Consider the following 20,073-nt stretch of genomic DNA (forward strand, 5'->3'; position numbering starts at 1 on the left):
TATGTCCCAACGCTATTCAGATTTGATGGATAAAATTTATTTGCTGGCGATGTTCGTTTCGGGGCTGTCTCTGTTGGTGATGACCATCATTATTCCAATAGGGATTTTCTCCCGCTACGTTCTGAACCGTGGGGAGTCCTGGCCTGAGCCAGTGGCAATAATCTGCATGGTGACCTTCACGTTCCTCGGCGCGGCGGTCAGTTACCGCGCCGGTTCACACATTGCTGTGAATATGATGACAGACCGTTTGCCACTCGCGTGGCAGACGGTGTGTGCACGTATTGTCGATGTGCTGATGCTGATCATTTCGCTGGTGATGTTCTATTACAGCTTCTACCTGTGCGCTGATTTATGGGAACAACCTGTTGCCGAATTCCCGCTACTCACTTCCGGCCAAACCTACCTCCCGCTACCCGTAGGGGCGATTTTGCTGATTCTGTTTGTTGTCGAGCGCTTGCTATATGGCACTCAAGAGAACCGCCCAATCGTGATGCTGGGTAATCACGGTTAAGACCAGGGGATAACATGGACGCATTTATTTTATTAGCGACACTCGCGGTGTTGCTTGCAGTGGGAATGCCTGTGGCCTTTGCCGTTGGGCTAAGTGCCATTGTGGGCGCGTTGTGGATAGATTTACCGCTGGAAGCGATCATGATTCAAATCACCAGTGGGGTGAACAAATTTACCCTGTTGGCGATTCCGTTCTTTATCCTTGCGGGGGCAATCATGGCCGAAGGGGGTATTGCCCGTCGCCTGGTTAACTTTGCCTACATCTTCGTTGGATTTATTCGTGGCGGTTTGTCGCTGGTGAATATCGTCGCCTCTACATTCTTCGGGGCGATTTCAGGTTCATCAGTGGCGGATACGGCATCCATCGGCAGCGTGATGATCCCGGAAATGGAGAAAAAGGGTTATCCGCGCGAGTATGCAGCGGCGGTAACGGCGAGTGGATCGGTGCAGGCGATTTTGATCCCGCCAAGTCACAACTCGGTGATTTATTCACTGGCAGCAGGAGGGACCGTTTCCATCGCAACCCTCTTTATTGCCGGTATAATGCCTGGGCTTTTGCTAGGTTTCTCCTTGATGGTGATGTGCCTGTTCTTTGCCCATAAACGCGGTTACCCGAAAGGCGAACGCATCCCCTTCAAACAAGCGGTGAAGATTTTCTTCGACGCGTTGTGGGGGTTGATGACGGTGGTCATTATTCTCGGTGGGATCTTGACCGGGGTATTTACTGCCACAGAATCGGCGGCAGTGGCCTGCGTGTGGGCGTTCTTCGTGACCATGTTTATCTACCGTGACTACAAGTGGAACGAGTTGCCAAAGCTCATGTTCCGCACGGTAAAAACTGTCTCTATCGTGATGATTTTGATTGGTTTCGCGGCAGCGTTTGGCGCAGTCATGACTTTCATGCAGTTGCCTTCACGCATCACCGAGTTCTTCACCTCGCTGTCTGACAACAAATACGTCATCCTGATGTACATCAACATCATGTTGCTGCTGATTGGCACCTTGATGGATATGGCACCGATTATCCTGATCCTGACACCTGTATTACTGCCGGTGACCAACTCGCTGGGTATCGATCCTGTGCATTTCGGCATGATTATGATGGTGAACCTTGGCATTGGTTTGATTACCCCGCCAGTGGGTTCGGTGCTGTTTGTTGCCAGTGCGGTGAGTAAACAGAAAATCGAAGTGGTGGTGCGCGCAATGCTACCGTTCTACGTCGTGTTGGTGGCGGTGCTGGGGATGGTGACTTACATCCCGGCAGTTTCGTTGTGGTTACCGCATATATTGGGAATGAACTAATCAGGCAGGAGCTCCTTGCTTTTGGCGAGGGGCTCCTGAATTAGCATTTAACGTTTTCTCAGTAAACGCAAAGCATTCGCCGTCACCAGTGCTGTGGCGCCCGAATCAGCCAACACCGCAAGCCACAAACCGGTTACCCCCAGCAATGTAGTTACCAGGAAAACCCCCTTCAATCCCAATGCAATCGTAATATTCTGGCGAATATTGTTATGTGTCGCTCGCGCCAGATTAATCATTCCGGCCAATTCGGTCAGGCGGTTGTGCGTAAGGGCTGCATCTGCGGTTTCGAGCGCGACATCTGTGCCGCTGCCCATGGCGATACCGATGGTTGCCGCTTTCATCGCTGGCGCATCGTTGATGCCATCACCCACCATCGCAAGACATGAACGGGCGTTGAGTTCATTCACCACGCTGACTTTATCGGCAGGCAGCAGGCTGGCGCGATAATCCATACCTAATTCCTCGGCAATGGCCGCCGCCGCGCGCGGGTTATCGCCCGTTAACATCACGCTCTGAACGCCGATTTTTTGCAAGTCAGCGATGGCCTGTTTGGCATCAGGGCGCAGGGTATCGCGTAGTGCAATCACGCCGAGTAAGCGATTGTGCTGTACCACGGCAATCACCGTTTGGCCTTGGGCTTCAAGTTGGGTAATTCGCTGCTGCCAGGTGGCGTCGAGAACGTTTACTGCGAGTTTAGCCGGTGCGCTCAGTAGCAGTGTTTCGCCGTTAATGGAGGCTTCCATGCCAATTCCTGCCAGCGCACGGTTGGCGCTGGTCGCGGGCAATGTCAGCTCGCGGCTTTGTGCTTCACGCACAATGGCTTGCGCTAACGGATGCGACGAACCCAGTTCTGCGGCCGCCGCCAGAGCCAGCAAGGCGTTTTCGCTGAGATCACCCTGCATTTCAATGGCTGTGACCTGCGGTTTACCTGCCGTCAGCGTGCCGGTTTTATCGAAAGCGATATGCTGAATTTTACCGAGGCGTTCGAGTGCTGCACCCCCTTTGATTAACGCACCGCGTCGTGCGGCGGCGGCAAGTCCGGAGGTAATCGCCGCAGGGGTGGAAATCACCAACGCACACGGGCAACCAATCAGTAACAACGCCAGCCCTTTGTAAATCCACTCATCCCAGCTTTGCCCGAAAAACACAGGCGGGACGACGGCGGCAAGTAGCGCAATCGCCATAATAATCGGCGTGTATATCCGGCTGAAACGGTCGATAAAGCGCTCTATCGGCGCACGACGTTCATCCGCTTCTTCAATTAAACGCAGGATGCGGTCGATTGCGCTGTCGCCCGGTTCTGAAATCACTTCGAGCTGCACGAGCCTGTCGACACTGGTGCTACCCGCAGGCACTTTCTCGTCCTGTTGGCGCTCGACGGGGATGGATTCTCCGGTTAGCGCGCTTTCATCGAAGCTGGCAAATGGCGTTAACAGCCGGCCATCTGCGGGTAAACGCCCGCCCGCCGCCACTTCAATGACATCACCAGGACGTAATTCCTCCAGGGCAATGGTTTCGCGCTCGCCATGGCGAATACGGGTGGCCACTTCGGGTTTCAGCGCCATGAGCGCACTGACGCCACGGCGCGCGCGGCTGGCTGCGTAAGACTCCAGGCGTTCGCCAATGATGAACAACAGCAGCACCATCGCGGCTTCGGCTGTTGCGCCGATAAACAGCGCACCTATGGCGGCGACGCTCATCAACGTTTCAATGGCAAACCAGTTGCCGCTACGCATCAGGCGCACTGCCTGTCGGGCTATCGGCCACAAACCAACCAGCGTGGTGGCGATAAACGCGAACTGGCCAAACGGAGGGTGAAATTGTTCAAGACCCCAGCTCAACGCCATCATCGCTATCAGCAAAATGAGCGGTAAGTTCTCGCGCAGGGGAGAGGTTTGTGGGGCAGGTGCTGTGCTGTTTCTCAGGTTGTATCCTGCGGCTTTAACGGCTTTCTCAACTTGCGCACGGATGTCGCTTTCAGCGGTCACCAGCAATTTTTGAGTGGAGAACAGCACCTGAACGCGTTGAACACTCGCGATCTGTTTCACCGCATTCTCAACCTTGCGGGCGCAGGCTGCGCAATCCATACCATCAACCAGCCAGCTATAACGCTCGCCGGTATCAGGAACGGCTTCTGTTTCCGGCGTTACGGTGCAGGTATCGTTGTTACAACAGGAGGACGTTTGCGCGGGCAACGGGCTTAACTTTGCCTTAGCAAATTGCGGTGGTTTTGGGGAGTTGAGCATGGGCCCTCCTGGGTAATGATAATGTTCTCATTACCCATGTTACTCTCTGGAGTTGACTCCAGAGTCAAGAGGGAATTCAAATATACAACGCGCGGACAATCATAAAGTGCCCAGCAAAATAGCAAGCAGCGGCGATGGCGTTGTCACCCGTAAAACGGCGACGGTAATGGCTGCCTAACCAAACAATGTTACCTAAAAGCAGCAGAGTCGCGCCGATAAAGGCCGAGAAACTTGGGCTCGTTGGCCGGTAGAAATACAATTCACCCGCGAGCCACACCATCACCAGCGTCATACCGATAAACGTCAGAATCGGCCAGCGGAACGTTTCAAGGCGCGTCCAAATCACCGCCACCAATAATGCCCCAACCACTAACAAAATCAGCGGCAAAGGCCAGAACAAACCAAAGGTCATCTGGCTGGCAAAATAGAGGGTATAGAGCAAGTGCGAGAGGAAAAATGCCCCAATTGCGTACAGCAAGCGTTGAGTGGGCAGCAACGTTAGCGCGTCGCCAAGTAGCGTTGCCAACAGGCCGGCAACAATTAAATATCCTGTCGCGTTAAACATCGGCGCTTGCCAGGCCAGCAGCAATAAAAGCAGCAGGGTGACGGGCTTAAAGACCCAACGTTGCCAGGTTGGCCCACGATAGGAGGCATCAACGTACAGCCATCCGGAAAAGAATACGGCGATGAAAGACCAAAGCATGGCATTGTTCCTTTTCTGCCCTTCATCCTTCAAGTTGCAGCGGTGTTGGCTTCACTCACCAACCCCAGTCACTTACTTAAGTAAGCTCCTGGGGATTGGCTCACTTGCCGCCTGGCTGCAACTCGAATGCTAAAGGGCATTAAATTTAATGTATCGTACAAAAAGCACGGTGTTACCTGTCAGTCTAGTGGCCAATGTCGGTTGATGACAATGTCATGGCGTGCAGGGTATTCTTAAAAGTGCCTGACAATTCGAGATAAATCTATGAGTAAAATGCCACTTTTCTTCATTGCTGTGGTGGCGGTCATCGTCGTTGCAGCGTCTTTTCGCTTTGTGCAGCAACGCCGCCAGAATGCGGAAAATGATGCAGCTCCAGTGATGCAACGAAGCGTGTTGGTTGCGACAAAACGTGAAATACCCACCAATGAAAGACGCTCCAGACAACGCCAGGTGACGCCGGTTGAAGATACGATGCGCTATGAGATTTGGTTTCGCCCGCAAAGCGGTGGCTTAGAATTGAAAATGCGGGTGACGGCAGAACAATATCACTCGATGAGCGTGGGCGACAAAGGGATGTTGCAGTATAAAGGGACGCGTTTTGAAGGTTTCGTCCCCGAGTCAGAGTAGGCGAGTTGTACGCTCCGGTTCCTTCGTGCTGTCCGTGTCCAAACCGGCTGCAACAATAACGCCCATTAGAACTGCTACTTACCCTTGCGGAGTTTTTTCTGCCAAATCAGCAGTTCAAATACCCCAAAGATGAAAATCTTAATTTGTTCTGCACGGCTCAGCGGCGGGCTATCTTTCGGTTGGGTTGATTTCAGCAATGCCAGTTGCATACCGTGCATCAACACGGTGAAGATCAGCGCGACGTTAACAAAGATATTCAGTGGCCGCGGGAAGGGATGGAAAATATTAAATACCAAAAATCCCCAGACGCCCAGCATCAGCAAGCGGCCTATATTAATCAACATGTTATCGTTCCTTTAATTTCACGACTAAATAAACGGTAAGCGACCTGGCCTGCGACTTTTTCACGATGCAGCGACCAGCTTGCTGGCACCGCGGGCATACCGTTTTCAACTTCGCTTTCAACGTAAATCAGTGCTTCATCTGCCAGCCAGCCATTGCTTTCTAACAGCGCGAGCGTCTCGTCCAGCAACCCTTTGCGGAAGGGCGGATCAACAAACACGATAGTGTGGGGTTCGCCAGACTGTGCCAGGAAATTGAGCGTATTGGTGTTCACCACTTTTCCATTGGCGGCTTTGAGTGTAACGAGGTTTTTTTGCAGCTGTTGCGAAACATTGCGGTCCATTTCCAGCAACGTGGCGCGGGTGGCGTAGCGTGACAAGGCTTCAAGCCCCAGCGCACCGCTTCCAGCAAAGCAATCCAGCACGGTGGCGTCAACCATCGACGGAGCCAGCCAGTTAAACAGAGTTTCCCGCACCCTGTCTGTAGTCGGACGCAGGCCTGGGCTGTCTGGGACGGGCAGTTTACGGCCACGCCATTGGCCACCAATAATACGGATCTGGCCGGTGCCAGTAGATTGCGGTTTTTTCATGAGACTCACTGCGATGCAATTTCTTGCCGTCTAGTGTAACGGTGTGTGTAAGTCGGGGAAAGTGATAGACTAACGTATTAATATTTTCTGTGCCCGTGGCATGCTCAATCGGGCCTGTGCCATGAATTAACAGCGAGGAGTGTGTTCGCAAATGGCGAAAGAGAAAAAACGTGGCTTTTTTTCATGGCTAGGCTTTGGCCAGAAAGAGCAGGCTTCTGAACCAGAATCAGAACAAAAAGTAGTTGACGAACAACCGGTTGCAGAAGAAGTTGTTGAACAGGTCACTGAGGCTGAACAACCGCAAGCGGCGGAAGAAACTGCACAGCCAGAAGACGCTAAACCAGAAATCCATGCAGAGGTTCAACCAGAAATTCAGCCAGAAACTCTGACTGAAGTTGAACCCGTTGTGCTTGATAAGCACGAAGAACCAGAAGCTTTCGCAGCAGAGATAGTCGACGTTACGGAAAAGCTCGTTGAGAGCGAAGTGCAGGTGGCTGAGCCAGAAATTATCCCAGAGCCAGAGCCAGAAATTATCCCAGAGCCGGCAGTCACGGCGGCAGTTGTCATTGAGCACGAAGAATTACCGGTTCCAGAGGATGTCGCACCTGAGATTGTGCAGGCAGAAGAGTGGCAGCCAGAACAAGAACCCGTCGTCGCAGAAATTGAAGCTCAAACGGTTGTTGAAACCGAAGAAGTCGTGGCAGCGGTTATTGAAGTAGATGCTGTTGTTGAAGACGTTATTGTTGAAGACGTTGTTGAAGATGTTGTTGAAGATGTTGTTGAAGATGTTCGCCTCAAAGAAATCGCTGCTGAAGAAGAGCTGATTGAAGAAATCCCAGCCACTGCGGTTATTGTTGAAGAACCGGAAGAAACTCCAGCAGAAGAATTCCAACAAGAAGAACCTCAGCAAGAAGAACCTCAGCAAGAACAAGAGCGCCCAACCAAAGAAGGTTTCTTTGCGCGTCTCAAACGCAGCTTAATAAAGACTAAACAAAACCTCGGTTCCGGATTTATCAGTCTATTCCGTGGCAAAAAAATCGACGATGATCTGTTTGAAGAGCTGGAAGAGCAGTTGCTTATCGCCGATGTCGGTGTTGAAACCACGCGTAAAATCATCACTAATCTGACAGAAGGTGCGAGCCGCAAAGACTTGCGTGACGCCGAAGCTTTATACGGCCTACTGAAAGAAGAGATGGGCGAAATCCTCGCGAAAGTCGATGAGCCGCTGAACGTTGAAGGCAAAACCCCGTTTGTTATCTTAATGGTGGGCGTCAACGGGGTGGGTAAAACCACGACCATCGGCAAATTGGCGCGTCAATTCCAGCAAGAAGGTAAATCTGTAATGCTGGCTGCGGGCGACACCTTCCGTGCCGCCGCGGTTGAGCAGCTCCAGGTCTGGGGGCAGCGTAACAATATTCCGGTTATCGCTCAGCACTCTGGAGCCGATTCCGCATCCGTGATTTTCGATGCGATTCAGGCGGCGAAAGCGCGCAACGTTGATGTCCTATTGGCTGATACCGCAGGGCGTTTGCAGAACAAAGCGCACTTGATGGAAGAGCTGAAGAAAATCGTCCGAGTGATGAAAAAACTCGACGAAGACGCACCGCATGAAATTATGCTCACTCTCGATGCCAGCACTGGTCAGAATGCGATTAGCCAGGCTAAATTGTTCCATGAAGCCGTAGGATTGACAGGCATTACGCTAACCAAACTGGATGGTACAGCCAAAGGCGGCGTGATTTTCTCCATTGCCGATCAGTTTGGTATTCCGATTCGCTACATTGGCGTCGGTGAGCGTATTGAGGACTTGCGTCCGTTTAATGCGGGCGATTTTATTGAGGCACTTTTTGCCCGAGAGGATTAACCATGATTCGCTTTGAACACGTTAGTAAGGCCTATCTCGGTGGGAGACAAGCGTTGCAGGGAGTGACCTTCCATATGCAACCTGGCGAGATGGCTTTTCTGACCGGTCACTCAGGAGCCGGGAAAAGTACCCTGCTCAAGCTTATCTGCGGTATTGAGCGGCCAAGTGCCGGGAAGATCTCTTTTGGCGGTCATGATATTAGCCGCCTCAAGAGCCGCGAAGTGCCATTCCTCCGTCGCCAGATTGGTATGATCTTCCAGGATCACCATTTGTTGATGGACAGAACGGTGTATGACAACGTCGCTATCCCGCTGTTTATCGCGGGTGCTAGCGGTGAAGACATTCGCCGCCGTGTTAGCGCGGCACTGGATAAAGTCGGCCTGCTCGATAAAGCAAAGAATCTCCCGATTCAACTCTCCGGTGGTGAACAACAGCGCGTGGGTATTGCCCGAGCGGTAGTGAATAAGCCTGCGGTACTGTTGGCAGATGAACCGACCGGTAACCTTGATGATGCGCTCTCTGAAGGGATTTTACGTCTGTTCGAGGAGTTTAACCGCGTGGGTGTAACGGTTCTGATGGCGACGCACGATATCGGGCTGATTTCCCGCCGTAACTATCGCATGTTGACCTTAAGTGACGGCCATTTGCATGGAGGCCTGGCAGGTGAATAAACGCAGCGCGCTCAATCACATTAAGCGCTTCAGCAACAAGCTGGATAAAATCAACTCGCTGAATAAGTTAGGGGATTTAGGCCGCTCGGTGAAAAAAAGCGGCAAAACTCCTCAATCGAAAAGCAAATCGCTGAAGGGCGGCGTGAATGAGCAGTTCCGCTACGCCTGGCAGGGCGCTTTGCAGGATTTACGCAGCAAGCCTTTAGCCACCTTCCTGACGGTCATGGTCATCGCCATCTCCCTGACGTTACCTAGCGTGTGCTACATCGTTTACAAAAACGTCAATCAGGCCGCCACACAGTATTATCCTTCCCCGCAAATCACGGTTTATCTCGATAAAGCGCTTGATGACAATGCAGCGCAGCAAGTCGTCGGCGCGATTCAGGCGGAAGAGGGCGTCGATAAAGTTAACTATCTCTCGCGTGACGAAGCGCTTGGCGAGTTCCGTAACTGGTCAGGCTTTGGTGGTGCGCTGGATATGCTGGAAGAAAACCCGCTGCCAGCCGTCGCGGTGGTGAACCCAAAACTCGACTTCCAGACGACCGACCATCTGAATACCTTGCGCGACCGTGTGGCGCGGATTAACGGTGTTGATGAAGTCCGTATGGATGACAGCTGGTTCTCCCGTCTTGCCTCGTTGACAGGTCTTGTGGGGCGCGTTGCCGCAATGATTGGTGTGCTGATGGTTGCGGCGGTATTCCTGGTGATTGGTAACAGCGTGCGCCTGAGCATCTTTGCTCGTCGCGATACCATCAACGTGCAGAAACTGATTGGTGCCACCGATGGATTTATCCTGCGCCCGTTCCTGTACGGTGGTGCGCTGTTAGGGTTTAGCGGCGCGTTTTTGTCGCTTATCCTGTCCGAAATTCTGGTATTACGTTTGTCGTCTGCGGTAACCGAAGTCGCGCAAGTGTTTGGCACTAAGTTTGATCTCACAGGCTTAGGTTTCGACGAATGCCTGCTGCTGTTGTTAGTTGCATCCATGAGCGGCTGGTTGGCAGCCTGGATTGCAACCGTGCAACATTTACGTCGTTTTACCCCAGAGTAAAATTTTTTTGGTATACTTGTCCCCTGCTACGAAGTACCCGTCAGCAGGGGACATCTTCCCACCTCGGTATGTGTTTCTCCTGCCAAATTTCATAGCTCTGTCACATTTTGTGTGTAATATGTGAACAGCTTTACAGTGAACTTGTGGTTAACATCACTGTCTGAGGTTACTGTGAGTGGTAGGGTTTGGCGCTTGGCGTAAAGTCAGGTGCAGCAAGATGTAGCAACCTGTACGTTAGTCTTTATTAGAGAGGGTTTGAATGACCAAAGAAATGCAAAATTTAGCACTAGCCCCTGTTGGTAACCTGGAATCTTATATCCGGGCCGCTAACTCTTGGCCGATGTTGACGGCTGAGGAAGAGAAGGAGCTGGCTGAAAAGCTGCATTACCAAGGCGATTTGGAAGCAGCGAAAAGGCTGATCCTGTCTCACCTGCGCTTTGTTGTTCATATCGCTCGTAATTATTCGGGCTATGGCTTGCCGCAGGCTGACTTGATTCAGGAAGGTAACATCGGCCTGATGAAGGCTGTGCGCCGCTTTAACCCTGAAGTGGGTGTACGTCTGGTGTCGTTTGCTGTGCACTGGATCAAAGCTGAAATTCACGAATACGTTCTGCGTAACTGGCGTATTGTGAAAGTGGCAACCACTAAAGCACAACGTAAGTTGTTCTTTAACCTGCGTAAAGCGAAACAGCGTCTGGGTTGGTTCAACCAGGATGAAGTCGAAATGGTCGCCAACGAGCTGGGTGTTTCCAGCAAAGATGTCCGTGAGATGGAATCTCGCATGGCGGCGCAGGACATGACTTTTGACATGGGTAATGACGACGACTCAGACAGCGCGCCAATGGCTCCAGTGCTGTTCTTGCAGGATAAGTCTTCTAACTTTGCCGATGGCATCGAAGACGATAACTGGGATTCTCACGCGGCCGACAAACTCAGCGATGCGATGCTGGGCCTGGATGAGCGTAGTCAGGATATTATCCGTGCACGTTGGCTTGATGAAGACAACAAGAGCACGCTGCAAGAACTGGCTGACCGCTACGGCGTTTCCGCTGAGCGTGTGCGCCAGCTTGAAAAGAACGCCATGAAAAAACTGCGTATGGCCATCGAAGCGTAAGTTCTTAAGAAAGCCCAAAAAAACCGCCTTTCACGGCGGTTTTTTTATGCCTGTCACTTTCCTGGTCGTCTTGTGAAAAATTATTATTCCAAAAACCGCAAATTCGGGTATGTTTTTACCACGGAGTGCGGCGAAGGCATGCGCGGTCATCTCTCTACATAAAATTAACCATGCTAAAAAACACAACAAATACCAATCACAACAAATACCAATCACAACAAGAATGGGGATTTTCAGGATGAACATGAAGGGCAAAGCGTTACTGGCTGGTTGTATTGCACTTGCGATGAGCAACGCGGCATTTGCGAAGGACATTAAAGTAGCAGTAGTTGGGGCGATGTCTGGCCCAGTTGCTCAATATGGCGATCAGGAATTTACCGGTGCAGAACAAGCGGTTGCTGATATTAATGCCAAAGGCGGTATCAAAGGCGACAAACTGGTTATCACCAAATACGACGATGCGTGTGACCCGAAACAAGCGGTCGCGGTCGCCAACAAAGTGGTTAACGATGGCATCAAATACGTTATCGGCCACCTGTGTTCTTCTTCCACCCAGCCTGCGTCTGACATTTACGAAGACGAAGGTATTCTGATGATTACCCCTGCGGCAACGGCTCCAGAGCTGACTGCGCGTGGTTATAAACTGACAATGCGTACCACCGGTCTGGACTCTGATCAGGGCCCAACGGCATCAAAATATATTCTTGAGCATGTAAAACCGAAAAACATCGCGGTCATTCATGACAAACAACAGTACGGCGAAGGTCTGGCTCGCTCAGTTCAAGATAGCCTGAAAAAAGGCGGCGCAAACGTCGTGTTCTTTGACGGTATCACCGCAGGTGAGAAAGACTTCTCCACGCTGGTTGCGCGTCTGAAGAAAGAGAACATCGATTTCGTGTACTACGGTGGCTACCATCCAGAAATGGGTCAGATCCTGCGTCAGTCGCGCGCGGCCGGCCTGAAAACCAAGTTCATGGGTCCAGAAGGTGTCGCGAACGTTTCTCTGTCTAACATTGCCGGTGATTCTGCTGAAGGCATGTTAGTGACCAAACCGAAGAACTACGACCAGATCCCTGCGAACAAACCGATCGTAGATGCTATTAAAGCGAAGAAACAAGATCCAAGTGGTGCTTTCGTATGGACCACCTACGCGGCAGTGCAATCTCTGGCTGCGGGTCTGAACAAGGCAGAAGATCCTGCTGAAATCGCTACATATCTGAAAGGCAGCTCTGTTGAAACCGTAATGGGGCCGTTGAGCTGGGATGAGAAAGGCGATCTGAAAGGCTTTGAGTTCGGCGTATTTACCTGGCATGCCAACGGTACAGCGACCGACGCTAAGTAATTTATCGGGCGCCTTTCGCGTTGCAGATGCGTTGGTTGTGCTCTTCAACCCCGGTCACTTACTGATGTAAGCTCCCGGGGGGGTCATGGCTTGCCGCCTTTCTGCAACACGAAATGCTTCGAAAAATGGGGAGTGATAACCAACAAGTTATCATTCCCCTATTTTTTTGTACCTCGCATTCGTAGGCCGGATAAGCGCAGCGCCATCCGATACTCATTCAACAACCGCCATCCAAAACTGACTTACCCCAACCACCATCCTGAACGGTAAAACCGACTGTCTGCATAAACGCCGCCATAACGCTGCGGTCCTCAACGCCGATGTCGTTCATCCACCATCTGGTGATGCCAGGATTATCGCGAATCACCTCTTCCACTAAATACTGCCCAACGCCACGACGACGGGTAATTTCTCGTACCCGCAGCGAATCTAAAGCACCTTCAGTATCAGCAAGCGTGACGCGAACTGCGCCCAGCAACCTGTCGTTAAATTTTGCCGCGTAAATACGGTGGGTATCACTAAGAGTCAGTGAGGCGCTGGAATATTCGGGCCAGATCTTTGCCAGATCGATCTCATCCTGAGCACTACACTCAAACAGACGAATGATGGTGAGTTTCATAAGCGAGCTAACCAAAAAGCGGGAAAACCCCGAGTGTAACCAATTTATTTGCCTCAGACGCTTTATCTTTTATCTGCTCTATACCAGACGATTAGTTTTTCCCTCAAACATATGCCAGTTTGATAAGTGGTGGATTGAAAAATGGTCAGTATAAAACCCTAAAACCTAGTGTTTTATTCCGCTCTTTGTATCGCTATTTTATGCTGAAAATGGTGCTTTTTTTTGTTTAACTATAAGCAAATACAGAATAATATCTTTGCTTAATAGCCTGAAAAATAGAGCTTTTAGCCTTAAGAATTGTCAATTTTAGCGCTAAGCCCTTAACGGCGCTCATAAAAATGGTTAAAGCTTCAAAAGCGCACAGTATGCTTTTTGACCATAATAAAACCACAAAATCACGATAAATGGGGATTTATAGAATGAAGGTACACGCGAAGACATTACTCGCCGGGTTTGTTGCATTGGCGGTGTCTCACGCGGCAACTGCAGCAGACATTAAAGTTGCGGTTGTTGGTGCAATGTCAGGGCCGGTTGCGCAGTGGGGCGACATGGAGTTCAATGGCGCGCGCCAGGCTATCAAAGACATTAATGCCAAGGGCGGCATCAAAGGCGACAAACTTGTTGCGGTTGAATACGATGACGCTTGTGATCCTAAACAAGCCGTTGCGGTTGCCAACAAAATCGTGAACGACGGTGTGCGTTATGTTATCGGCCACCTTTGCTCCTCTTCAACTCAGCCAGCGTCAGATATCTATGAAGACGAAGGCATCCTGATGATTACCCCGGGTGCGACTAACCCAGAGCTGACAAGCCGCGGCTACAAAATGATTATGCGCACCGCAGGCCTGGATTCTTCTCAGGGCCCGACCGCGTCTAAATACATTCTTGAAACAGTGAAACCGCAGCATATCGCTATCATTCATGACAAACAGCAATACGGCGAAGGTCTGGCGCGTTCTGTACAAGACGGTCTGAAGAAAGGCGGCGCGAACATTGCTTTCTTCGACGGCATCACCGCGGGTGATAAAGACTTCTCCACACTGGTTGCTCGCCTGCAAAAAGAAAATGTCGACTTCGTCTACTACGGCGGCTATTACCCGGAAATGGGTCAGATCCTGCGTCAGGCTCGTGCGGTTGGCCTGAAAACTCAGTTTATGGGACCAGAGGGTGTGGGTAACGCATCGCTGTCCAACATCGCGGGTGCGGCGGGTGAAGGCATGTTAGTCACCATGCCAAAACGCTATGACCAGGACCCAAGCAACAAAGTTATCGTAGATGAGCTGAAAGCCGGGAAGAAAGACCCAAGCGGCCCGTATGTGTGGATCACGTACGCTGCGGTGCAGTCCCTGGCGACAGCACTTGAGCGTACAGGTAGCGAAGAACCTGCAGATTTAATTAAAGACTTGAAAGCAAACGGTGCGAAAACCGTGATTGGGCCGCTGAACTGGGATGAGAAAGGCGATCTGAAGGGATTTGAATTTGGTGTCTTCCAGTGGCATGCCGACGGTTCGTCTTCTGTGGCGAAATAAATACCCGTCGTCTTTCAAGTTGCAGATGCGTTGGCTACGTTCACTGACCCGAATCACTGAGTTGACTAAGCTCATCGGGAATCGTTCTCTTGCCGCCTTTGTGCAACGTGAAATCCATTGAGTATGGACCAGTCATTCTGGGTCATTCTACCTCTCTGACGGCCATGTCCCGAGAGGTAATAAATAAGGTTATTGTATGTCCGAGCAGTTTCTCTACTTCCTACAGCAGATGTTTAACGGCGTCACGCTGGGCAGCACCTACGCGCTGATAGCCATCGGTTACACCATGGTTTACGGCATCATTGGCATGATCAACTTCGCCCATGGCGAGGTCTACATGATTGGCAGCTATGTCTCGTTTATGATCATCGCAGCACTGATGATGATGGGCATTGATGCGGGCTGGATGTTGGTTGGTGCTGGCTTCATTGGTGCCATTGTCATCGCCAGTGCTTACGGCTGGAGCATCGAACGCGTTGCGTATAAACCCGTGCGTAACTCTAAGCGTCTGATTGCACTTATCTCTGCCATCGGTATGTCCATCTTCCTACAAAACTACGTCAGCCTGACGGAAGGTTCGCGCGACATCGCCCTGCCAAACCTGTTTAACGGCCAGTGGGTCATCGGGGCGAGCGAGAGCTTCACCGCGACAATCACCACCATGCAGTTGGTTATTTGGGTGGTGACGTTCATTGCGATGCTGGCATTGACGCTGTTTATCCGTTACTCGCGTATGGGCCGTGCTTGCCGTGCGTGTGCAGAAGATTTGAAAATGGCGAGTTTGCTCGGTATTAACACCGACCGCGTTATCTCTCTGACCTTTGTGATTGGCGCGGCAATGGCGGCTGTTGCTGGCGTGTTGCTCGGCCAGTTCTATGGCGTAATCAGCCCGTACATCGGCTTTATGGCGGGTATGAAAGCCTTCACCGCCGCCGTTCTTGGCGGTATCGGCAGCATTCCTGGTGCGATGATTGGTGGCCTGATTTTAGGTGTGGCGGAAGCGCTGACCTCGGCGTATCTGAGCACTGAATATAAAGATGTGGTTTCCTTTGCTCTGCTGATTGTCGTCCTGCTGGTGATGCCTACCGGTATCCTGGGCCGTCCGGAGGTCGAAAAAGTATGAAACCGATGCATGTTGTTTTAGCTCTCCTGTCGGCGGCTATCTTCTTCGTTCTGGCTGGCGTCTTTATGGGCGTTCAGCTTAGCCTCGACGGCACCAAGCTTGTGGTCAACAGCGCTGAGTCTGTGCGCTGGGAATGGGTTTTGATTGGTACGGCGATTGTCTTCGTCTTCCAGTTGTTGCGCCCTGCATTCCAGAAAAGCATGAAAAAAGTCTCTGGACCGAAGTTTGTGCTGCCGGCGTTAGACGGCTCAACACCAAAACAGAAACTGTTCTTGCTGGCATTGTTGGTGCTGGCTGTCGCCTGGCCGTTTGTGGTTTCACGCGGTACGGTAGATATCGCAACACTGACGATGATCTACATTATCCTCGGTCTGGGCTTGAACGTGGTCGTGGGTTTGTCTGGCCTGCTGGTGCTGGGTTACGGCGGCTTCTACGCCATCGGTGCCTATACCTTTGCATTGCTCAACCACTATTACGGTCTGGGATTCTGGACATGTTTACCCCTGGCGGGTCTGGTGTCTGCCGCAGCCGGTTTCCTGCTTGGCTTCCCGGTTCTGCGCCTGCGCGGTGACTATTTGGCGATTGTGACGCTCGGTTTCGGTGAAATCGTCCGTATTCTGCTGCTCAATAACACCGAAATAACCGGTGGCCCGAACGGCATCAGCCAGATTCCAAAACCAACGCTGTTTGGTCTGGAGTTCAGCCGTACTGCGCGTGAAGGGGGTTGGGATACCTTCAGCAACTTCTTCAATGTCGCCTATAACACTGGCGACCGTATTATCTTCCTCTACCTCGTCGCACTCCTGCTGGTTGTGTTGTCGCTGTTTGTGATTAACCGTCTGCTGCGGATGCCGCTGGGTCGTGCGTGGGAAGCGTTGCGTGAAGATGAAATCGCTTGCCGTTCACTGGGCCTGAACCCAACGCGCATTAAGCTGACGGCATTTACCATCAGCGCCGCGTTTGCAGGCTTTGCCGGTACGCTGTTTGCTGCACGCCAGGGCTTTGTTAGCCCAGAATCGTTCACCTTTGCCGAATCTGCCTTCGTGTTGGCTATTGTCGTGCTGGGTGGGATGGGCTCGCAGTTTGCCGTTATCCTTGCCGCAGTTCTGCTGGTAGTGTCGCGTGAGCTGATGCGTGATTTGAACGAATACAGCATGTTGGTACTCGGTGGCCTGATGGTGCTGATGATGATCTGGCGTCCGCAAGGCTTGCTGCCAATGACACGTCCGCAATTGAAACTGAAGAAAGAACAAGTGGAACACGTCAAAGGAGAGCAGGCATGAGCCAGCCATTGTTATCCGTAAACGGCCTGATGATGCGTTTCGGCGGCCTGCTCGCTGTAAACAATGTTTCTTTGGAACTGCATCCTCACGAAATTGTGTCGTTAATCGGTCCAAACGGTGCCGGTAAAACCACCGTGTTTAACTGTCTGACCGGTTTCTATAAGCCGTCAGGTGGCACCATCATGTTGCGTGACCAGCATCTTGAAGGACTGCCAGGCCAGCAAATTGCACGGATGGGCGTGGTGCGTACTTTCCAGCACGTGCGTCTGTTCCGTGAAATGACCGTCATTGAAAACTTGCTGGTGGCTCAACATCAGCAACTGAAAACCGGCGTGTTCTCAGGCTTGCTGAAAACACCTGGTTTCCGTCGCGCCCAAAACGAAGCGCTGGACCGCGCCGCCACCTGGCTTGACCGTATTGGCCTGCTTGAGCAGGCTAACCGCCAGGCAAGCAACCTTGCGTATGGTGATCAGCGCCGTCTGGAGATTGCGCGCTGTATGGTCACGCTGCCAGAAATCCTGATGCTTGATGAACCCGCTGCAGGCCTGAACCCGAAAGAAACGCACGAGCTCGATGAATTGATCATGGAGATACGTAGCCACCACAACACCGCCGTGCTGCTCATTGAGCATGACATGAAACTGGTGATGGGTATTTCTGACCGGATCTACGTTGTAAACCAGGGGACGCCGCTTGCGAACGGCACACCGGAACAAATCCGTAATAACCCTGACGTAATCCGCGCCTATTTGGGCGAAGCATAAAAATGGGCGAGGCAAAGATGGAAAATATCATGTTGTCATTTGACCAGGTGAGCGCCCATTACGGCAAGATTCAGGCGCTTCACGAAGTCAGTTTACATATTAAACAGGGCGAAATTGTTACCCTGATTGGCGCGAATGGCGCGGGTAAAACCACGCTGCTCGGCACGTTGTGCGGTGACCCGCGTGCCAGCCATGGCAAAATCACTTTTGATGGCAAAGACATCACCGACTGGCACACCGCGCGCATCATGCGTGAAGCGGTAGCGATTGTGCCGGAAGGCCGCCGTGTGTTCTCGCGTATGACAGTGGAAGAGAACCTCGCGATGGGAGGTTTCTTTGCTGACCGCGACCAGTATCATGAACGCATCCAACGCGTTTACGAACTGTTCCCACGCTTGCTGGAGCGCCGTATTCAGCGTGCTGGCACCATGTCCGGTGGCGAACAGCAGATGCTGGCGATTGGCCGTGCGTTAATGAGCCAACCGCGCTTGTTGTTGCTCGACGAACCCTCGCTTGGTCTTGCGCCCATCATCATTCAGCAGATTTTCGATACCATCGAGCAACTGCGTAGCGAAGGCATGACTATCTTCCTCGTCGAGCAGAACGCCAACCAGGCGCTGAAGCTTGCCGACCGAGGCTATGTGCTGGAAAACGGCCACGTCGTGCTTGAAGATACCGGTGACGCGCTGTTAGCTAACGAAGCGGTACGTAGCGCCTATCTCGGCGGGTAATTTATACCCGTCGCCCTTCAAGTTGCAGGGTTGTTGGCCGCTCTCATTCACCCCAATCACTGACTTGAGTAAGCTCATCGGGAGTGATTCGTTTGCCGCCTACCTGCATCTTGAAGTCGCTTGGGTATATCGCTTAAATATGAAGGAGCCTTTGGGCTCCTTTTTGATGGCATTTTGCCACAGGTCATCATTCCTTCTCCCCATCGTAACGACCCTGTCACCTCCCGGTTATTTTTCTGTCATACGCGCATGTCATGTTTTGATGCGAACAAAAACGCGTATTTACGCGCAGTGACCTAATGACAACCTCCAGGGATATACACATGACTGCATCGTTACGACGTACAGCACTTTGCCTTGCGATTGGATGCGTAGTTAGCAGCAACGCCTTCGCCGCCACCTCGATTCCTTTCTGGCATTCGATGGAAGGTGAACTGGGTAAAGAAGTGGATTCTTTAGCACAACGTTTTAACCAGACACACCCTGACTACCAGATTGTCCCGGTTTATAAGGGCAACTATGAACAAAACCTGGCTGCAGGGATTGCTGCCTTCCGCTCGGGTAACGCCCCAGCAATCCTGCAAGTTTATGAAGTGGGTACGGCGACGATGATGGCTTCGAAAGCGATCAAGCCGGTCTATGAAGTCTTTAACGATGCGGGCATTAAGTTCGACGAATCCCAGTTTGTACCGACGGTTTCCGGTTACTACACCGATTCAAAAACGGGGCATTTGCTCTCCCAGCCGTTTAACAGTTCCACACCGGTTTTGTATTACAACAAAGACGCTTTTAAGAAAGCCGGACTGAACCCGGACCAGCCACCAAAAACCTGGCAGGATTTAGCCGAGTACACCGCCAAACTTAAAGCGGCAGGCATGAAATGCGGTTACGCAAGCGGCTGGCAGGGCTGGATTCAGATTGAAAACTTCAGCGCCTGGAACGGCCTGCCGGTTGCCACGAAAAACAACGGCTTCGATGGCGCAGACGCGGTTCTGGAGTTCAACAAACCTGAGCAGGTGAAGCACATCGCCATGCTCGAGGAGCTGAATAAGAAAGGTGATTTCAGCTACTTTGGTCGCAAAGACGAATCCACCGAGAAGTTCTACAGCGGAGAGTGTGCGATCACTACCGCTTCTTCTGGCTCACTGGCGGATATCCGTCAATATGCCAAGTTCAACTACGGTGTAGGCATGATGCCTTACGATGCATCCATTCCGAACGCGCCGCAAAACGCCATCATTGGTGGGGCAAGTTTGTGGGTGATGCAGGGCAAAGACGCCACGACTTACAAAGGCGTTGCTGAATTTATGCAGTTCCTCACCCAACCAGAAATTGCTGCTGAATGGCACCAAAAAACCGGTTACCTGCCCATCACCAAAGCGGCTTACGACCTGACGCGTGAGCAAGGTTTCTATGAGAAAAACCCAGGTGCTGACATTGCGACGCGCCAGATGTTGAACAAGCCACCGTTGCCATTCACCAAAGGTTTGCGACTGGGCAACATGCCGCAGATTCGTACCATTGTGGATGAAGAACTGGAATCGGTCTGGACGGGTAAAAAGACGCCACAGCAGGCCCTGGATTCAGCGGTTGAGCGTGGTAATCAGTTGTTGCGCCGCTTTGAGCAGTCAACCAAGTCTTAAGTTTTGTTGATGTCGGATGGCGC

General features: G+C 51.8%; 19 protein-coding genes. 14 read left to right on the forward strand and 5 right to left on the reverse strand.

Going from position 1 to position 20,073, the window contains the following annotated elements; genetic code table 11:
* Position 1: 1 nt before the first annotated feature.
* Both VJY99_RS16505 and VJY99_RS16510 read left to right on the forward strand, forming a co-directional pair.
* A complete protein-coding gene (locus VJY99_RS16505) occupies positions 2 to 511 on the forward strand; it encodes a TRAP transporter small permease (protein WP_324120396.1) in 510 nt (169 codons plus the stop codon).
* A gap of 14 nt (positions 512 to 525) precedes the next feature.
* Positions 526 to 1,812, forward strand: a complete 1,287-nt coding sequence (locus tag VJY99_RS16510) for a TRAP transporter large permease (protein ID WP_324120398.1) — start codon at positions 526 to 528, stop codon at positions 1,810 to 1,812.
* Between the two features lie 47 nt (positions 1,813 to 1,859).
* Here the strand turns inward: VJY99_RS16510 and zntA are convergent, their stop codons facing one another.
* Entirely contained in the window at positions 1,860 to 4,058 is a 2,199-nt protein-coding gene (gene zntA, locus VJY99_RS16515; protein WP_324120401.1) for a Zn(II)/Cd(II)/Pb(II) translocating P-type ATPase ZntA, read from the reverse strand.
* A gap of 76 nt (positions 4,059 to 4,134) precedes the next feature.
* The gene (locus tag VJY99_RS16520) at positions 4,135 to 4,761 is read right to left on the reverse strand and encodes a lysoplasmalogenase (protein WP_324120403.1); all 627 of its coding nucleotides are present in this window, start codon (positions 4,759 to 4,761) and stop codon (positions 4,135 to 4,137) included.
* A gap of 264 nt (positions 4,762 to 5,025) precedes the next feature.
* Between VJY99_RS16520 and VJY99_RS16525 the strand changes: the two genes are divergently transcribed.
* Complete coding sequence (locus VJY99_RS16525) at positions 5,026 to 5,388, forward strand: DUF2500 domain-containing protein (RefSeq protein ID WP_324120405.1); 363 nt, start codon at positions 5,026 to 5,028, stop codon at positions 5,386 to 5,388.
* Positions 5,389 to 5,462: 74 nt separating this feature from the next.
* On the opposite strand, the gene VJY99_RS16530 is transcribed toward VJY99_RS16525, so the two are convergent.
* The gene (locus VJY99_RS16530) at positions 5,463 to 5,732 is read right to left on the reverse strand and encodes a DUF1145 family protein (protein ID WP_324120407.1); all 270 of its coding nucleotides are present in this window, start codon (positions 5,730 to 5,732) and stop codon (positions 5,463 to 5,465) included.
* Complete coding sequence (rsmD, locus tag VJY99_RS16535) at positions 5,726 to 6,319, reverse strand: 16S rRNA (guanine(966)-N(2))-methyltransferase (RefSeq protein ID WP_324120409.1); 594 nt, start codon at positions 6,317 to 6,319, stop codon at positions 5,726 to 5,728. Before rsmD ends, VJY99_RS16530 begins: the two co-directional genes overlap by 7 nt.
* Before the next feature lie 151 nt (positions 6,320 to 6,470).
* Here rsmD and ftsY point away from each other — a divergent pair, with 151 nt between their 5' ends.
* From ftsY to VJY99_RS16560, 5 genes are all read left to right on the forward strand, one after another.
* Positions 6,471 to 8,183 (forward strand): signal recognition particle-docking protein FtsY, encoded by a 1,713-nt coding sequence (ftsY, locus tag VJY99_RS16540; RefSeq protein WP_324120411.1) that lies wholly within the window; start codon positions 6,471 to 6,473, stop codon positions 8,181 to 8,183.
* A gap of 2 nt (positions 8,184 to 8,185) precedes the next feature.
* Positions 8,186 to 8,854, forward strand: a complete 669-nt coding sequence (gene ftsE, locus VJY99_RS16545) for a cell division ATP-binding protein FtsE (protein ID WP_324120413.1) — start codon at positions 8,186 to 8,188, stop codon at positions 8,852 to 8,854.
* The gene (ftsX, locus tag VJY99_RS16550; RefSeq protein WP_414641604.1) at positions 8,832 to 9,902 is read left to right on the forward strand and encodes a permease-like cell division protein FtsX; all 1,071 of its coding nucleotides are present in this window, start codon (positions 8,832 to 8,834) and stop codon (positions 9,900 to 9,902) included. The genes ftsE and ftsX overlap by 23 nt, the downstream gene beginning before the upstream one ends.
* A gap of 259 nt (positions 9,903 to 10,161) precedes the next feature.
* Positions 10,162 to 11,016: an RNA polymerase sigma factor RpoH gene (rpoH, locus tag VJY99_RS16555; protein ID WP_324120417.1), complete on the forward strand. Its 855-nt coding sequence runs from the start codon at positions 10,162 to 10,164 to the stop codon at positions 11,014 to 11,016.
* A 238-nt stretch (positions 11,017 to 11,254) separates the two neighbouring features.
* Entirely contained in the window at positions 11,255 to 12,358 is a 1,104-nt protein-coding gene (locus VJY99_RS16560) for a branched-chain amino acid ABC transporter substrate-binding protein (RefSeq protein ID WP_324120419.1), read from the forward strand.
* A 217-nt stretch (positions 12,359 to 12,575) separates the two neighbouring features.
* On the opposite strand, the gene panM is transcribed toward VJY99_RS16560, so the two are convergent.
* Positions 12,576 to 12,977 (reverse strand): aspartate 1-decarboxylase autocleavage activator PanM, encoded by a 402-nt coding sequence (panM, locus tag VJY99_RS16565; protein ID WP_324120420.1) that lies wholly within the window; start codon positions 12,975 to 12,977, stop codon positions 12,576 to 12,578.
* Between the two features lie 419 nt (positions 12,978 to 13,396).
* On the opposite strand from panM, the gene livK reads away from it, so the two are divergent.
* From livK to ugpB, 6 genes are all read left to right on the forward strand, one after another.
* Entirely contained in the window at positions 13,397 to 14,506 is a 1,110-nt protein-coding gene (livK, locus tag VJY99_RS16570) for a high-affinity branched-chain amino acid ABC transporter substrate-binding protein LivK (RefSeq protein ID WP_324120422.1), read from the forward strand.
* A 196-nt stretch (positions 14,507 to 14,702) separates the two neighbouring features.
* Complete coding sequence (gene livH / locus VJY99_RS16575) at positions 14,703 to 15,629, forward strand: high-affinity branched-chain amino acid ABC transporter permease LivH (protein ID WP_324120424.1); 927 nt, start codon at positions 14,703 to 14,705, stop codon at positions 15,627 to 15,629.
* Positions 15,626 to 16,912 (forward strand): high-affinity branched-chain amino acid ABC transporter permease LivM, encoded by a 1,287-nt coding sequence (locus VJY99_RS16580; protein WP_324120426.1) that lies wholly within the window; start codon positions 15,626 to 15,628, stop codon positions 16,910 to 16,912. The genes livH and VJY99_RS16580 overlap by 4 nt, the downstream gene beginning before the upstream one ends.
* Complete coding sequence (livG, locus tag VJY99_RS16585) at positions 16,909 to 17,676, forward strand: high-affinity branched-chain amino acid ABC transporter ATP-binding protein LivG (protein WP_324120428.1); 768 nt, start codon at positions 16,909 to 16,911, stop codon at positions 17,674 to 17,676. Before VJY99_RS16580 ends, livG begins: the two co-directional genes overlap by 4 nt.
* Before the next feature lie 17 nt (positions 17,677 to 17,693).
* Positions 17,694 to 18,407: a high-affinity branched-chain amino acid ABC transporter ATP-binding protein LivF gene (gene livF, locus VJY99_RS16590; protein ID WP_324120430.1), complete on the forward strand. Its 714-nt coding sequence runs from the start codon at positions 17,694 to 17,696 to the stop codon at positions 18,405 to 18,407.
* Between the two features lie 323 nt (positions 18,408 to 18,730).
* Complete coding sequence (gene ugpB / locus VJY99_RS16595; RefSeq protein WP_324120432.1) at positions 18,731 to 20,050, forward strand: sn-glycerol-3-phosphate ABC transporter substrate-binding protein UgpB; 1,320 nt, start codon at positions 18,731 to 18,733, stop codon at positions 20,048 to 20,050.
* Positions 20,051 to 20,073: the final 23 nt, after the last annotated feature.

It is taken from the genome of Buttiauxella sp., assembly GCF_035271705.1.
In the GTDB taxonomy this organism is placed as follows: domain Bacteria; phylum Pseudomonadota; class Gammaproteobacteria; order Enterobacterales; family Enterobacteriaceae; genus Buttiauxella.

Excerpts from the sequence above, each read along its gene's own strand:
- panM (WP_324120420.1), bottom strand. The coding sequence starts at position 12,977 with ATGAAACTCACCATCATTCGTCTGTTTGAGTGTAGTGCTCAGGATGAG.
- VJY99_RS16560 (WP_324120419.1), top strand. The coding sequence starts at position 11,255 with ATGAACATGAAGGGCAAAGCGTTACTGGCTGGTTGTATTGCACTTGCG.
- VJY99_RS16530 (WP_324120407.1), bottom strand. The coding sequence starts at position 5,732 with ATGTTGATTAATATAGGCCGCTTGCTGATGCTGGGCGTCTGGGGATTT.
- livK (WP_324120422.1), top strand. The coding sequence starts at position 13,397 with ATGAAGGTACACGCGAAGACATTACTCGCCGGGTTTGTTGCATTGGCG.
- VJY99_RS16505 (WP_324120396.1), top strand. The coding sequence starts at position 2 with ATGTCCCAACGCTATTCAGATTTGATGGATAAAATTTATTTGCTGGCG.
- VJY99_RS16580 (WP_324120426.1), top strand. The coding sequence starts at position 15,626 with ATGAAACCGATGCATGTTGTTTTAGCTCTCCTGTCGGCGGCTATCTTC.
- ftsX (WP_414641604.1), top strand. The coding sequence starts at position 8,832 with ATGGAGGCCTGGCAGGTGAATAAACGCAGCGCGCTCAATCACATTAAG.
- zntA (WP_324120401.1), bottom strand. The coding sequence starts at position 4,058 with ATGCTCAACTCCCCAAAACCACCGCAATTTGCTAAGGCAAAGTTAAGC.
- livG (WP_324120428.1), top strand. The coding sequence starts at position 16,909 with ATGAGCCAGCCATTGTTATCCGTAAACGGCCTGATGATGCGTTTCGGC.
- rsmD (WP_324120409.1), bottom strand. The coding sequence starts at position 6,319 with ATGAAAAAACCGCAATCTACTGGCACCGGCCAGATCCGTATTATTGGT.
- VJY99_RS16525 (WP_324120405.1), top strand. The coding sequence starts at position 5,026 with ATGAGTAAAATGCCACTTTTCTTCATTGCTGTGGTGGCGGTCATCGTC.
- livF (WP_324120430.1), top strand. The coding sequence starts at position 17,694 with ATGGAAAATATCATGTTGTCATTTGACCAGGTGAGCGCCCATTACGGC.
- VJY99_RS16520 (WP_324120403.1), bottom strand. The coding sequence starts at position 4,761 with ATGCTTTGGTCTTTCATCGCCGTATTCTTTTCCGGATGGCTGTACGTT.
- VJY99_RS16510 (WP_324120398.1), top strand. The coding sequence starts at position 526 with ATGGACGCATTTATTTTATTAGCGACACTCGCGGTGTTGCTTGCAGTG.
- rpoH (WP_324120417.1), top strand. The coding sequence starts at position 10,162 with ATGACCAAAGAAATGCAAAATTTAGCACTAGCCCCTGTTGGTAACCTG.
- ftsE (WP_324120413.1), top strand. The coding sequence starts at position 8,186 with ATGATTCGCTTTGAACACGTTAGTAAGGCCTATCTCGGTGGGAGACAA.
- livH (WP_324120424.1), top strand. The coding sequence starts at position 14,703 with ATGTCCGAGCAGTTTCTCTACTTCCTACAGCAGATGTTTAACGGCGTC.
- ugpB (WP_324120432.1), top strand. The coding sequence starts at position 18,731 with ATGACTGCATCGTTACGACGTACAGCACTTTGCCTTGCGATTGGATGC.
- ftsY (WP_324120411.1), top strand. The coding sequence starts at position 6,471 with ATGGCGAAAGAGAAAAAACGTGGCTTTTTTTCATGGCTAGGCTTTGGC.